We start from the raw sequence: 13645 nt of genomic DNA on the forward strand, positions 1-13645 counted from the left end.
CCGCCCGGCGCAAGGCCGCACAGGGCGGCGGGCGCCGCCGGGCCGGGCACGGACGGCGCGCGGCCGGACCGGCCGCCTCCGCCGCGTCCGGGACGGCCGCCTCGGCTCCGCTCTCCCGGGTGGAGGCCCGGCGGCAGGCGCGAGCGCGCAAGGATCCGCCGAGCGTGATCGCCAGCCGCGCCCTGGGTGAGACGTTCATCACCATCGGTGTGCTGATGCTGCTGTTCGTGACGTACCAGCTCTGGTACACCAACGTCCTCGCCCAGCAGGAGGCCGGCGGCGCCGCCAGCAATCTGCAGAAGGAGTGGGACGGCGAGGGCGCGCGCAGCGCCGGCGCGTTCTCGCCCGGGCAGGGATTCGCGATCATGTACATCCCCAAGCTGGACGTGAAGGTCCCCATCGCCGAGGGCATCGACAAGAACAAGGTCCTCGACCACGGCATGGTCGGCCACTACGCCGACGGGCAGCTGAAGACGGCGATGCCCTGGGACAAGAAGGGGAACTTCGCGGTCGCGGGCCACCGCAACACCCACGGTGAGCCCTTCCGGTACATCAACCGCCTCAACCCCGGCGACGAGATCATCGTTGAGACGCAGCGCACGTTCTACACGTACGAGATGGCGAGCATCCTTCCGCAGACGCCGCCGTCCAACACCGATGTGATCAAGCCGGTTCCCCCGGGTTCGGGCTTCACCGGACCGGGGCGCTACCTCACGCTGACGACCTGCACGCCCGAGTTCACCAGCACGTATCGAATGATCGTCTGGGGAAGGATGGTCGATGAGCGGGCCCGCAGCCAGGGCAAACCGGACGCGCTCGTCGGCTAGACCCCGCGCTCCGCAGGCCCGGAGCCGCTGAGAAGCACCGAGAACCCGACCAGCACCCACGAAGCACGACCCACGAAGCAGCACCCGAGCACCAGAGCACACGGAAAAATCGAAACGGAGTACGACGCGGTGGCAGTGACCCATCACGCAGAGGACACCGAGGCACAGCCACCGCGACCCCAGCGCCCTCGACGGCGGACAGCCGCCGTCGTCAGCGTCATCGGCGAACTGCTGATCACGGCGGGCCTGGTGCTCGCCCTGTTCGTCGTCTACTCGCTGTGGTGGACGAATGTGCTGGCCGACCGGGACGCCTCGGAGAAGGGCCACCAGATCCGGGACCGCTGGGCGGACGGCCCCGGGCCCCTGGACACCAAGGACGGCATCGGCTTCCTGCACGTACCGGCGATGAAGAACGGTGAGGTGCTCGTCACCAAGGGCACCGGTTCCGACGAGCTCAACCACGGCGTGGCCGGCTACTACACCAAGCCGGTCAAGTCGGCGATGCCCTGGAAGCGGACCGGCAACTTCTCGCTTGCCGCCCACCGCGACGGCCACGGCGCGAAGTTCCACAACATCGACAAGGTGGACGAGGGCGATCCGGTCGTCTTCGAGACCCGCGACACCTGGTACGTCTACAAGGTCTTCGCGAAGCTCCCGGAGACCTCCAAGTACAACGTGGACGTCCTGGACCGGATCCCGAAGGAGTCGGGGCGGAAGAAGCCGGGCCGCTACATCACCCTCACGACCTGTACTCCGGTCCTCACGTCGAAGTACCGGTACATCGTCTGGGGCGAACTGGAGCGCACGGAGAAGGTCGACGCGGACCGCACGCCCCCGAAAGAACTGAGCTGACCCCCGCAGGGGCAGCGCCGGAGGCGGGGACGGGGCAGTGACAGGGCCAGTGACAGGGCCAGTGGCAAGGGCCAGGGCCGCCGGCACTCGGCGCCGCTGAGGAGCCGATGAGGCGCACCTGAGGGCCGCTCGGTGAGAGCCGGTCCCGCACGACGGCTCCACGGGCCTCTCCGCCGCCGTCAGAGCCCCCGGCGACCCGGGCCGCGGTGCTGCGGTGGACGGCGGCGGCCCCCGGGACGGCATGACAGAGGGCCCCTGACACCTTCGCGGGTGTCAGGGGCCCTCTGTCATGCCGTGCAGCGGCGTCACGCCCTGCGACGGCCTCTCAGTTCTTCTTGTCCTTCCCGCCGCCCGTGCCGCCGAAGAGGACTCCGCCGTCGTCGCCGCCCTGGGGCGGCGTGGTGACGAGGCCGACCTGGTCGCCCTTCTTGACCTGGGTACCGGCCGCCGGGTTGGAGGCGACCACGGTGGCGTCCTCCTCCTGCGCCGGGCCGGCGGACTGCACGACCAGGCCGGCGTCCTCCAGGGCCTTCTGGGCGTCCTTGAGCTTCTGGTTCGTCACGTCCGGCATGGCGAACTGTTCGGCCTGCTTCGCCACGACCAGGGTGATCGTCGAGTCCGGAGCCACCTCGCTGTTGCCGGCCGGGCTCTGGGAGATCACCGTGCCGGGAGCGGCGTCGCCACTCTCCGTCTCCCGCTTCTGCACCGTGAAGCCCAAGCCCTCGAGCTGCTGCTTCGCCGCGTCGAAGGGCTGGTTGGTGACGTCCGGGACCTGGGTCTTCGTCTTCTCCTTGGCCACGGAGAGCGTGATCGTGGCGGTCTTCGCCCGCTCACTGCCCGCCGCCGGAGTCTGCTCGATCACCGTGCGCGGGGTCCGGTCCGACTCGACCTGCTTGGTCAGGATCTTGTCGAAGCCCTTGCGCTGGAGGCGGCTCCGGGCATCGTCGAGCGGAAGGTCCTCGACGTCCGGGACGGAGACCAGCTCGGGGCCCGAGCACAGGGTGACCTTCACGGTCCCCTTCTTCTCGACCTGGGCGCCCTGCTCCGGATCCTGCTTGGTGACCTGGTTCTTCTTGACGTTGTCGCAGGACGTCGAGCCGTCCTTGACCACGCTGAAGCCGCCGTTCTCACCCTGCGCCTTGGCCTCGGACAGGGAGTCGCCGACCAGGTTGGGTACGTCCACCTGATCCTCCGGCCGGTCGCCGGCGAAGATCTCCCGGCCGATGAAAATCGCTCCGACCAGCACGAGTATGCCCGCGACCACCAGCAGCACCGTGGAGGTGTTGCTCTTCTTGCCACCGCCGCGGCGGCCGCCCCGCTCGTCGTAGCCGAAGCCGCCGTCGTCGTCCCGCATCGGCGGCAGCATCGACGTCTGCCCGTTCCCGTCCTGCGGGCGCAGGGCGGTCGTCGGGTGGTCGCCGCCGTACGCGCCGTAACCGACCGACCCCATGGCCGCCGTGGCCGCCACGGGCTGGCCCTCGAGAGCCGCCTCGATGTCGGCCCGCATCTCGTCGGCCGACTGGTAGCGGTAGTCGGGATCCTTGGTGAGCGCCTTGAGGACGATGGCGTCCATCTCCGGAGCGATCTCCGGATCGAAGGTGCTCGGCGGCTGCGGCTCCTCACGGACGTGCTGGTACGCCACGGCGACCGGCGAGTCGCCCACGAAGGGCGGCCGCACGGTCAGCAGCTCGTACAGCAGACAGCCGGTGGAGTAGAGGTCCGAGCGCGCGTCGACCTGCTCGCCCTTGGCCTGCTCGGGCGAGAGGTACTGCGCGGTGCCGATGACGGCCGCCGTCTGCGTCATGGTCATGCCGGAGTCACCCATGGCGCGGGCGATGCCGAAGTCCATCACCTTGACTTGACCGGTGCGCGTCAGCATGACGTTCGCCGGCTTGATGTCACGGTGCACGATGCCCGCCCGGTGGGAGTACTCCAGCGCCTGGAGGATCCCCACCGTCATCTCCAGCGACCGCTCGGGCAGCAGCTTTCTGCCGGAGTGCAGCAGCTCACGGAGAGTCGACCCGTCCACGTACTCCATGACGATGTACGGGATCGAGACCCCGTCGACGTAGTCCTCGCCGGTGTCGTACACGGCGACGATCGACGGGTGGTTGAGCGATGCGGCCGACTGGGCCTCTCGGCGGAACCGGGCCTGGAACGACGGGTCACGGGCCAGGTCGACCCGCAGCGTCTTCACAGCCACGGTGCGACCGAGGCGGGTGTCATGGGCGAGGTACACCTCGGCCATGCCTCCGCGCCCGAGCACCGAGCCCAGCTCGTACCGGCCGCCGAGGCGACGCGGCTCTTCCATAGCTTTCTCCAGCCCTCTCCGTCTTTCCCGGCGCACCGGTGTGGGTCCGGCAGTGTGCTGTTCGGGCCTACCGTACCCGGCACGCCGTGGGGGTCCCGGACACGACCGCTACCTGATACCGGACCGGTACGGTCTCGTGGGCGGTTCGGTTCAGACCGTGATCCCGGTCACTTGTCGTCGTTGACGACCGCCTCCATGATGTTCCGCGCGATCGGAGCGGCCAGACCGCCACCCGAGATGTCGTCCCGGTTGGCGCTGCCGTCCTCGACGACGACGGCCACCGCGACCGGGCTGCCGTTGTCGGTCTTGGCGTACGAGATGAACCAGGCGTACGGCTTCTCGCTGTTGTCCACACCGTGCTGTGCCGTACCGGTCTTGCCACCCACGGTGGTCCCCGGGATCTGGGCGTTCTTGCCGGTGCCGTCCTGGACGACCGTCTCCATCATGTCCTGGAGCTTCTGGGCGTTCTCCGGCTTGAGCGGCCGGCTCATCTCCTTGGGCGTGTGCTGCTCGACCTTGGTGAGGTTGCGCGCCCGCAGCTCGTCCACCATGTACGGCTCCATCAGCTTGCCGTCGTTGGCGACCGCGGAGGCGACCATGGCCATCTGGAGCGGGGTGGTGGCGGTGTTGAACTGGCCGATGGAGGACAGGGCGTTGCCCGGCCGGTCCATCTTGTCGTCGTAGACGCTCTTGTCGGCGCGGACCGGGGTGAAGACTTCCTTGTTGAAGCCGAACTTCTCGGCCTGCTCCACCATCTTGTCCCGGCCCACGTCGTCACCGAGCTTGCCGAAGACGGTGTTGCAGGAGACCCTGAGCGCGTCCCGGAGCGTGGCGTTCTCGCAGGGGATGTTCCCCTCGTTCTCCAGGTTCCGGGAGCTGAGCGGCAGCTGCCACGGCAGCGGGGACTTGGTGTTCGCGTCGATGTCGTCGACCACGCCGTTCTCCAGGGCGGCGGCGGCGGTGACGACCTTGAAGGTCGAGCCGGGCGGGTACGTCTCCCGCAGCGCCCGGTTGACCATCGGCTTGTCCTTGTCCTTGTTGAGCTTGACCCAGGCCTTCTCGTCGTCCGCGCCGTTGCCGGCGAAGCTCGACGGGTCGTAGCTCGGGGTGCTCGCCAGGGCGAGGATCGCACCGGTCTTCGGGTCGAGCGCGACCGCGGCGCCCTTCTTGGAGCCCAGCCCCTTGAAGGCGGCCTTCTGCGCCTTCGCGTTGAGGGTGGTGACGACCTGCCCGCCCTTCTTCTCCTTGCCGGTGATCATGTCCAGCGTGCGGTTGAAGAAGAGCCGGTCGTCGTCGCCGGTGAGGATGCCGTCGTACAGCTCCTCGAGCTGGTTGGCGCCGAAGGCCTGCGAGGCACGGCCGGTGACCGGGGCCCACATCGGCCCGTTCTTGTAGGTGCGCTTGAACTTGAAGTCGCTGCCGGTCGTCTCGCGGTGGCCGGTGATCGGCTTGCCGTCGACGATGATGTCGCCGCGCTCCTGGCTGTAGCGGCCGATGGCCACCCGGCGGTTGTTGGAGTCGGTGGAGAGCTCCTCGGCCTGGACGAACTGGACCCAGTTCACCCGGACCAGCAGGGCGAGGACGAGCAGGCCGCAGAAGATGGCGACCCGGCGTAGAGGCTTGTTCACGGTCGGACCACCTGGGTCATCTCGGCGTCGGTGGACGGAGCAGGGGCCGGGGCCGGCCGGCGCGCGGTGTCGCTGATGCGCAGCAGAACGGCGACGAGGGCCCAGTTGGCGATGACGGACGAGCCACCCTGCGCGAGGAAGGGCATGGTCATACCGGTCAGCGGGATGAGCCCGGTCACGCCGCCCGCGACGACGAAGACCTGGAGGGCGAACGCGCCGGAGAGGCCGACGGCCAGCAGCTTGCCGAACGGGTCACGCGCGGCCAGGGCGGTGCGCACGCCGCGCTCGATGAGCAGGCCGTACAGCACCAGGATCGCCATCAGGCCGGTGAGGCCGAGCTCCTCGCCGACGGTGGCGAGGATGTAGTCGCTCTTGGGGGCGATGCCGCCGATGAGACGGGAGTAGCCCTGGCCGAGGCCGGAACCGAAGATGCCGCCGGAGCCGAAGGAGTACATCGCCTGGGCGGTCTCGGTGACACCGCCGTTGACCAGCCGCAGCGGGTCCAGCCAGTCGTCGACACGGCGCTGGACGTGGCCCGCGAAGGAGGCCACGGCGACGGCGCCGGCTCCACTGAGCGTGAGGCCGAAGACGACCCAGCTGGTGCGTTCGGTCGCCACGTACAGCATGATCACGAAGAGGCCGAAGAACAGCAGCGAGGTGCCGAGGTCGGTCTCGAAGACCAGGATCAGCAGGCTGAGGGCCCAGATCACCAGAATCGGGCCGAGGTCACGGCCGCGCGGCAGGTAGAGGCCCATGAACCGGCGGCTGGCCAGCGCCAGCGCGTCCCGCTTCACCATCAGGTAGCCGGCGAAGAAGACCGCGATGACGATCTTCGCGAACTCACCGGGCTGGAGCGAGCCGACACCGGGAATGGTGATCCAGATGCGTGCGCCGAACCGGGCCGGGAAGAACATCGGGAGGATCAGCAGGACCAGCGCCACGACCATGGAGATGTAGGTGTAGCGCTGCAGGACGCGGTGGTCCTTCAGGAAGACCAGCACCCCGAGGAAGAGCGCGACACCGAGGGTGGACCACATCAGCTGGCCCGGCGCCATGGCGCCGCCGAGCGTCGGTGTGCTGATGGACGGCTCCAGGTCGAGCCGCCAGATGAGGACCAGACCCAGGCCGTTGAGCAGGGTGGCGATGGGCAGCATCAGCGGGTCGGCGTACGGGGCGAACTTGCGCACCATCAGGTGCGCGACGCCCGCGAGGAGGCCGAGCCCGACGCCGTAGCCGAGCATGCCGGTCGGCATGGTGCCGTCCTTGGCCAGGCCGACGTTGGCATAGGCGAAGACCGGGATCAGGATCGCGAAGACGAGGAGCGCGAGCTCGGTGTTGCGACGGCTCGGCGCTCCAACGGAGCTGATCGTGGTCGTGTTCGTGGTGCTGGTCATGGTCCGGATGGCCCCCTACGGCTACTGCTGGGTGCTATCGCACTGCTTGGCCAGCTGCTTCTCTTCCTCCGACAAGCTGGGGCCGGGCGACGGAGTGGCGCTGCTGGACGGGCGGGTCGTTTCGGTCGTACTGCGGGTCGAGACATTGCTGCCCGAGGCACTGCTGCCCGAGGCACTGGCGCTCGGGCTGCTGCTCGGGCTGCTGCCGGGCTTGGACTGCCGTTCCTCGGCCTTGCGGCGCTCCTCGGCCTGCTTGCGGGCGTTCTCGGCCCGCTCGGAGCTCTTCTGGCACGCCGAGGCCTGCTTGTTCAGCTCCGAGACCTTGCCCTTGGCCTGGTCGAGGCTGCCCACCGCGATCGTCTCCTTGACCTGGTTCCGCTGGTAGGCGGGGAGGTACTTGAGTTCGATCTCGGGGTGGTCCTCATGGACCTCGTTGAGGCTGATCCAGGCCAGATCCTGGCTGATGCCCTGGTACAGCGCGATGTGCTCGCCCTTGGTGCCCACGTAGTACTGGGTCTGGGTCCAGGTGTAGCCGCCGTACAGCGCGCCGCCGAGGGCGCCGAGCGCCAGCGTGATGATCAGCGAGCGCTTCAGCCACCGGCCGCGCCGGCGGGGCTTGGTGAAGTCCTCGTCGGTGTACGCGCCGTAGCCGCCGGTGGAGAGATCGGCGATGTCACCGCTGCCGGGCGGACCGAAGCCCCCCGCGCCCGAGGGGCTCTGCGGCGGTACGCCGCGGCCCAGTTCGGCCGCGCGGCCGGCCGGGGTCTCCATGGCGCCGCCGTCGCCGAGCTGGTGCTGGTTCTCGGCGACCGCGCCCACCACGACGGGGGTGTCGTTGAGCTGCCCGGTGAGGGTGTCGCCGTCGTCCACGTCGAAGACGTCGGCGACGATGCAGGTGATGTTGTCGGGGCCGCCGCCGCGCAGCGCGAGCTGGATCAGGTCCTGCACGGTCTCGTGCGGGCCCTGGTACCCGGCGAGGGTGTCCTCGAGCGTCTCGTGGCTGACGACGCCTGAGAGGCCGTCGGAGCAGATGAGATACCGGTCACCGGCGCGGACCTCGCGGATCGAGAGGTCGGGCTCGACGTGGTCGCCGCTGCCCAGCGCCCGCATCAGCAGCGAACGCTGCGGATGCGTGGTGGCCTCCTCCTCGGTGATCCGGCCCTCGTCGACCAGCCGCTGCACCCAGGTGTGGTCCTGGGTGATCTGGGTGAGCACGCCGTCCCGCAGCAGATAGGCGCGGGAGTCGCCGACGTGCACCAGGCCGAGCCGCTGTCCGGTCCACAGCAGGGCGGTGAGCGTGGTGCCCATGCCCTCGAGCTGGGGGTCCTCCTCGACCATGACGCGCAGCTGGTCGTTGGCCCGCTGCACGGCCGTACCGAGGGACGTCAGGATGTCGGAGCCCGGGACGTCGTCGTCGAGCTGGACCAGCGTGGAGATGACCTCGGAGCTGGCGACCTCGCCGGCGGCCTGGCCTCCCATCCCGTCGGCGATGGCGAGGAGGCGGGGACCGGCGTAGCCGGAGTCCTCGTTGCCCTCGCGGATCATGCCTTTGTGCGATCCGGCGGCGAAGCGCAGTGACAGACTCATGCGCACCTCGCCCGTCGGCTCCGGGTACATCCGCACGGTGCCCACCCTCCGGTCGGGAGCCTGCCGAGGCCTGTTGACAACGAGGCCACGGCTCGCTCGCTCCGCTCGCTCATGGTCGTACTACTTCCGCAGCTCGATGACGGTCTTGCCGATGCGGATCGGCGCGCCCAGCGGAATCGGGGTCGGGGTGGTGAGTCGGGTCCGGTCGAGGTACGTGCCGTTGGTGGACCCGAGGTCCTCGACGATCCACTGGCCGTCACGGTCCGGGTAGATCCTGGCATGCCTGCTGGACGCGTAGTCGTCGTCCAGCACGATCGTCGAGTCGTGCGCCCGGCCGAGGGAGATGGTCTGGCCCTGGAGCGAGACCGTGGTGCCCGTCAGCGAGCCCTCGGAGACCACCAGCTTGGTGGGTGCTCCGCGGCGCTGGCGGCCGGAACCGCGGCCGCCGGACTGGGTGCGCTGCTGCGGCGGTTGTTGCTGCTGCTGGCGGCCGGAGGCCGGCTGGCGGTTCTGCTCGGAGGCGTTGCGGCGCCCCGCGCGTTGGGTCACCCGCGTTCCGAACAGATCGCTGCGAATGACCTGCACGGCCACGATGACGAACAGCCACAGTACGGCGAGAAAACCCAACCGCATGACCGTCAGGGTCAGCTCTGACATTGCCCCCGCTTCACCCTTCGGCTTGCCGGTAAACGATGGTGGTACTGCCCACGACGATCCGCGAGCCGTCGCGGAGCGTAGCGCGGGTGGTGTGCTGCCCGTCCACCACGATGCCGTTGGTGGACCCCAGATCCTGGATCGTCGAGGGCGTTCCGGTCCGGATCTCGCAGTGCCGGCGGGAGACACCGGGGTCGTCGATCCGGACGTCGGCCTCGGTGCTGCGGCCCAGCACCAGGGTCGGCCGGGAGATCTGGTGGCGGTTGCCGTTGATCTCGATCCAGCGCCGGATCTGGGCGCCCGGCATCGGCCCGCCGCCCGGACCGGGCGGTCGGGCCGCCGTGGAGGAGCCGTCCTGCGGACGGCCGCCGGGCGGCGAGGTGGGCATCGGCGGGGCGCCGGCGGGCTGCGCCGGGTATCCGCCCGGATGCGGGGCGGCGGCGGGGCGCCGGCCCGCGGGGCTCTGGGACTCACTGGAGGCCAGCGTCCGGCTCCGCACGCGGTACAGACCGGTGTCGAGGTCGTCGGCCTTCTCCAGGTTGACCTTGATCGAGCCCATGAAGGTGTAGCGCTGCTGCTTGGCGTAGTCGCGCACCATGCTGGCCAGCTCGTCGCCGAGCTGGCCCGAGTACGGGCTGAGCCGGTCGTAGTCCGGTGTGCTCAATTCGACAATGAAGTCGTTGGGGACGACCGTCCGGTCGCGGTTCCAGATGGTCGCGTTGTTGTCGCACTCCCGCTGGAGTGCCCCCGCGATCTCGACGGGCTGGACCTCGGACTTGAACACCTTGGCGAAGGTGCCGTTGACGAGACCCTCGAGTCGCTGCTCGAAGCGCTTCAGTACTCCCACGGGGCACCTCCTTCCCTGATGCTCTTCCTTGAAGTCGTCCAAGTACTGCTTACTGATCGTATCCACGAGCCGCAAACACAGCTGGTTCCACTTCCCGCCATCACCGTCGAGTGTCGCCCCTCACAGGGGCCCGCCCGGAGCGGTTCGCGGGAGTGCTCGTGGGGCCGTCCCCACCGGATCGTAGAGGCGACCACCACGACAGTGTCCCGCAACCGGCGAGGTGCCCGGCCCGAGGGCGAGGAATACGTGTGTGAACCCACCCCCGGCAGCGTGCTAATCTTCTGGATGTCGGAAGGCGCTCACCCCAACGACACGGGCCGCAAGGTCCGGTTCCGGCGGGGAGAGTCGAACGGCAACACCCATGCGCGGGTGGCGGAATAGGCAGACGCGCTGGATTCAGGTTCCAGTGCCCGAAAGGGCGTGGGGGTTCAACTCCCCCCTCGCGCACCATGCGAAAGCGGACCTCTTCGAGGTGACGATAGTCACCCGGAGGGGTCCGCTTCGTTGTGCCGGTAGGCCCTCGCGCTGGGTGACGCTCCGCGGACTCGTGGTCACCGGTACGAGGTGTCCGTGGTGCGGGGATCCGTCTTCTTTTGCTGATCCTGTGTGGGGTCCGCGTGGGGCAGCGGCGGCCCCGGACGGTGTCCGGCCCGCGGGCCTGCCCTCGGGCAGCCGTTCCCGGGGTGTCGAGGGCCTGACCGGGGCCGTGGGGTGCCGCGGTCCCGCCGAGTCGGCGCAGCGCCGTTCAGAGGCTGCTGCGAGGCGTGTGCCGGGCTGCGGGGCCGGGATGGCCCGGCGAGGGTGCCTGCCGCGGCTCCCGGCGGCGCGACGGCCCTTCCCCGGGGCCGGTTGCCGAGACGGGCCGGTGCGGTCCCCGGTGGCGCCCGGGCGGCCGTCTGCGGGGCGGGACGGCCTGGCGGCGCCTGCGCGGCGGTGCCGGCGTGCAGAGGGCTCTCAGGGGGTGCCGGTGCGGTCCACCGGCCGGTGCTGTCCGCCGGGGGTGTCGTCGAAGATGACGCCGGGCTCGGCGGGCACCTGGTTGAGCACCCAGAGGCCGATCAGGGTGGCCAGGGTGAAGAGCACGGTGACCAGCGCGGCCAGCACCATGCGGCGGCGCCGCTCCCGGCGCAGCCAGTCGCCGCGCGCGGCACGGTAGGCGCCCGGGGCGGCGTGGACGTCCCCGACGAGTGCCTCGAGGGCCTCCCGCAGCTGCCGTTCGGTGCCGGGGGGCGGCGCCGGCGTGGGGGAGCTGCTCATCGTCGGGCCTCCATCGCCTGGGTGAGGGCGGCGATCCCCCGTGCGGTGTGCGTCTTGACCGAACCGCACGATATGCCCATCGCTTCCGCGATCTCCATTTCCTTCAGCCCGAGCCAGTGGCGCAGCACCAGTGCCTCGCGCTGCCGGAGTGGAAGCTTCTGCAGGGCGGCGACCAGGACCCGTTGGTCGTCGCGGAGCAGCGCGGAGGTCTCCGCGGACGCGACGGACGAGGCCAGGGTGGTGACGGGTGCCTCCACGTGCTTCCGGGCGACCTGCAGATGCCGGATGCGCATCCGGGTCAGGTTGCACACGACGGAGCGGAGATAGGCCTCCGCGGAACGCGAGTCGCGCAGTTTCCGCCACTTTCGATAGATCTGGTAGTACGCCTCGGCCACGATGTTCTCCGGGTCGTCGGCGCCGAGCAGCGTCGCGAGCCGGAGCATCGAGGTGTAGTGGAGGTCGAACAGCCGGGAGAGGCCGGCCTCGCGTTCCAGCTCGACCGGGTCGACCGGGGGCCCACCGGCGTTCAGCGGCGTGCCGTCCCCCTCGGGCGCGATTCCCGCGGCGGCCTGCGGCAGCGGGGGGAGCACATCCTGGCGAGTCCGTTTCATGTGCTGCTCGTTCCTCTCTCGGGGCGGCGCCTGAGAGCCAGGCGTGGCGGTGGCGCGGTGGTGTCGGCACCGCGCGGCGTACCAAGGCGGTCGAGCACGGTGGTGAGGACCACGGCGACCGCGAGATTGAGGGACAGGGCGACGAGGCCGGTGGAGACCTCCAGGTCGTGGCCGCCGAGGGGGAAGGGCATGACGGAGGAGAAGCCCCGGGTGGCGACCGTGACCGTGCCGGCCGCCATGCCGGTGGCCCAGCCGGCGAGCAGGGCCCGTTGGTGCAGACGCCGGGTGAACAGGCCGCCGATCACGGCGGGGCAGATCTGCAGGATCCAGACGCCGCCGAGCAGTTGGAGATTGACGGCGTCCTGGTTGCGGAGGCCGAGGACGAACGCGACCGCGCCCGCCGTCGCGACCAGCGACACCCGCCGGGCGATCCGTAACTGGCGCTTGGGCGTGGCGGTGGGCCGGAGGTACTCGACGTAGACGTTGCGGACGAACAGCGACGCGGTGGCGATGGACATCACCGCCGCGGGGACGAGGGCGCCCACGGTGAGGGCGCCCAGGACGAGCCCCGCCGGAGCGGCGGGCATCAGCACGTCCACCAGCAGCGGGACGGCCGCCTCGGCGCGGCCGGGAGGCGTCCGGATCCCGGCGGCGAGCGCCGCGATGCCGAGCAGGCCGAACAGTCCGAGCACCCCGGTCCAGGCGGGCAGGCCGATGGCCGCCCGGCGCAGGGTGTCCGGCCCCGACGCGGCGAACCCGGCGGTGAGCACATGCGGGTACATCAGCAGGGCCAGGGCGGAGCCGAGCGCCAGGGTGACGAACGCGCCCTGCTGGTGCGGGGCGAGGGTCAGGGAGGCGCCGGGGGCGCCCGTTCCGGACAGCTGCCGGGACGCCGCCGCGAACAGCGCGCCGGGCCCGCCCAGCCGCCCCAGGGCGAGGGCGATCGCGGTGCCGGCGGAGCCGAAGACGACCAGGGCCTTCAGCGCCGAGACCAGCGTGGGGGCACGCAGTCCGTGGCAGTGGGTCGCCGCGGCCGGCACGGCGAACAGCGTGATCATCGCCAGGTCGCCGACCGTGCCGTGCGGGTACAGCCCGGCGACGGTCAGCACGGCGCGGATGCCCAGCAGTTGCAGGGCGAGGTACGGCAGGGTCGCCAGGATTCCGGTGACGGCGACCGCCAGGGCCAGCGGCGGCGAGCCGTAGCGTCCGCGGACCAGATCGGCCACCGTCACATAGCCGTGGCTGCGGGCCAGCGTCCACAGCCGGGGCAGCAGGACGAAGGCCAGCGGGCAGACGATGACGGTGTAGGGCAGGGCGAAGAAGCCCGCGGCACCGCTGCCGTACACCAGGCCGGGGACGGCGGTGAAGGTGTAGGCGGTGAAGACGGTGCCGCCCAGCAGCAGCCAGGTCCAGCCCGGTCCGAGCGTCCGGCCGGCCAGCGCCCAGCCCTCCAGCGAGGGCAGCGTGTCGCTGCGGTGGAACCGGTGGCCCGCCACCGCCAGCAACGACGCCCCGCCGACCACCACCCCCAAGGCCACGTGCATGGCCTGTTCAGGCATTCCTCACCGTCCCCCCGGTTCCTACCTGCCCCCGTTGCTAGTGAGTTGCGCGAGCGTGGCCGTTCGAGGACAGGGCGGTGGACGGAAAGCCGCGCCGTGTCCGCGGACCGCGGTCCGG

At 70.4% G+C, this 13645-nt stretch carries 11 protein-coding genes and 1 tRNA gene; 3 read left to right on the top strand and 9 right to left on the bottom strand.

The window, feature by feature from the left end:
- Together ABT112_RS07270 and ABT112_RS07275 are read left to right on the top strand one after the other, a co-directional pair.
- Positions 1-827: class E sortase (locus ABT112_RS07270; RefSeq protein WP_351506531.1), on the top strand; the 827-nt coding region annotated here is incomplete at its 5' end.
- Positions 828-956: 129 nt separating this feature from the next.
- Positions 957-1679, top strand: a complete 723-nt coding sequence (locus tag ABT112_RS07275; protein ID WP_351506533.1) for a class E sortase — start codon at positions 957-959, stop codon at positions 1677-1679.
- A gap of 325 nt (positions 1680-2004) precedes the next feature.
- Here the strand turns inward: ABT112_RS07275 and pknB are convergent, their stop codons facing one another.
- The 6 genes from pknB to ABT112_RS07305 all read right to left on the bottom strand — a co-directional run bounded on the left by pknB (position 2005) and on the right by ABT112_RS07305 (position 10100).
- Positions 2005-3990, bottom strand: coding sequence for a Stk1 family PASTA domain-containing Ser/Thr kinase (gene pknB, locus ABT112_RS07280; protein ID WP_351506535.1), 1986 nt, complete (start codon positions 3988-3990; stop codon positions 2005-2007).
- A gap of 167 nt (positions 3991-4157) precedes the next feature.
- Positions 4158-5618 carry a peptidoglycan D,D-transpeptidase FtsI family protein gene (locus ABT112_RS07285; RefSeq protein ID WP_351506537.1) on the bottom strand — a complete coding sequence of 487 codons (1461 nt, stop codon included), beginning with the start codon at positions 5616-5618 and terminating at the stop codon, positions 4158-4160.
- Positions 5615-7012, bottom strand: a complete 1398-nt coding sequence (locus ABT112_RS07290; RefSeq protein ID WP_351506539.1) for an FtsW/RodA/SpoVE family cell cycle protein — start codon at positions 7010-7012, stop codon at positions 5615-5617. Before ABT112_RS07290 ends, ABT112_RS07285 begins: the two co-directional genes overlap by 4 nt.
- Positions 7013-7033: 21 nt before the next feature.
- The gene (locus ABT112_RS07295; protein WP_351506541.1) at positions 7034-8599 is read right to left on the bottom strand and encodes a PP2C family protein-serine/threonine phosphatase; all 1566 of its coding nucleotides are present in this window, start codon (positions 8597-8599) and stop codon (positions 7034-7036) included.
- 120 nt (positions 8600-8719) lie between these two features.
- Positions 8720-9256 (bottom strand): FHA domain-containing protein FhaB/FipA, encoded by a 537-nt coding sequence (locus tag ABT112_RS07300; protein WP_351506543.1) that lies wholly within the window; start codon positions 9254-9256, stop codon positions 8720-8722.
- A gap of 10 nt (positions 9257-9266) precedes the next feature.
- Positions 9267-10100 (bottom strand): FHA domain-containing protein, encoded by an 834-nt coding sequence (locus ABT112_RS07305; protein ID WP_351506545.1) that lies wholly within the window; start codon positions 10098-10100, stop codon positions 9267-9269.
- 363 nt (positions 10101-10463) lie between these two features.
- Between ABT112_RS07305 and ABT112_RS07310 the strand changes: the two genes are divergently transcribed.
- Positions 10464-10550 (top strand) — tRNA-Leu (locus tag ABT112_RS07310).
- Positions 10551-11054: 504 nt separating this feature from the next.
- Here the strand turns inward: ABT112_RS07310 and ABT112_RS07315 are convergent.
- Genes ABT112_RS07315 through ABT112_RS07325 form a run of 3 tightly spaced genes read right to left on the bottom strand, consistent with a single transcriptional unit; the run spans position 11055 to position 13527 of the window.
- Positions 11055-11357: a hypothetical protein gene (locus ABT112_RS07315; RefSeq protein WP_351506547.1), complete on the bottom strand. Its 303-nt coding sequence runs from the start codon at positions 11355-11357 to the stop codon at positions 11055-11057.
- Positions 11354-11968 (bottom strand): RNA polymerase sigma factor, encoded by a 615-nt coding sequence (locus ABT112_RS07320; RefSeq protein WP_351506549.1) that lies wholly within the window; start codon positions 11966-11968, stop codon positions 11354-11356. The genes ABT112_RS07315 and ABT112_RS07320 overlap by 4 nt, the downstream gene beginning before the upstream one ends.
- Positions 11965-13527, bottom strand: a complete 1563-nt coding sequence (locus tag ABT112_RS07325) for a sodium:solute symporter family protein (protein WP_351506550.1) — start codon at positions 13525-13527, stop codon at positions 11965-11967. Before ABT112_RS07325 ends, ABT112_RS07320 begins: the two co-directional genes overlap by 4 nt.
- Positions 13528-13645: the final 118 nt, after the last annotated feature.

The organism is Streptomyces sp. NPDC002055, from assembly GCF_040296705.1.
GTDB lineage: Bacteria > Actinomycetota > Actinomycetes > Streptomycetales > Streptomycetaceae > Streptomyces.

What these genes read in the sequence shown, in the direction of transcription:
- pknB (WP_351506535.1), bottom strand. Translation starts at nt 3,990, where the DNA reads ATGGAAGAGCCGCGTCGCCTCGGCGGCCGGTACGAGCTGGGCTCGGTG.
- ABT112_RS07290 (WP_351506539.1), bottom strand. Translation starts at nt 7,012, where the DNA reads ATGACCAGCACCACGAACACGACCACGATCAGCTCCGTTGGAGCGCCG.
- ABT112_RS07295 (WP_351506541.1), bottom strand. Translation starts at nt 8,599, where the DNA reads ATGAGTCTGTCACTGCGCTTCGCCGCCGGATCGCACAAAGGCATGATC.
- ABT112_RS07300 (WP_351506543.1), bottom strand. Translation starts at nt 9,256, where the DNA reads ATGTCAGAGCTGACCCTGACGGTCATGCGGTTGGGTTTTCTCGCCGTA.
- ABT112_RS07315 (WP_351506547.1), bottom strand. Translation starts at nt 11,357, where the DNA reads ATGAGCAGCTCCCCCACGCCGGCGCCGCCCCCCGGCACCGAACGGCAG.
- ABT112_RS07320 (WP_351506549.1), bottom strand. Translation starts at nt 11,968, where the DNA reads ATGAAACGGACTCGCCAGGATGTGCTCCCCCCGCTGCCGCAGGCCGCC.
- ABT112_RS07325 (WP_351506550.1), bottom strand. Translation starts at nt 13,527, where the DNA reads ATGCCTGAACAGGCCATGCACGTGGCCTTGGGGGTGGTGGTCGGCGGG.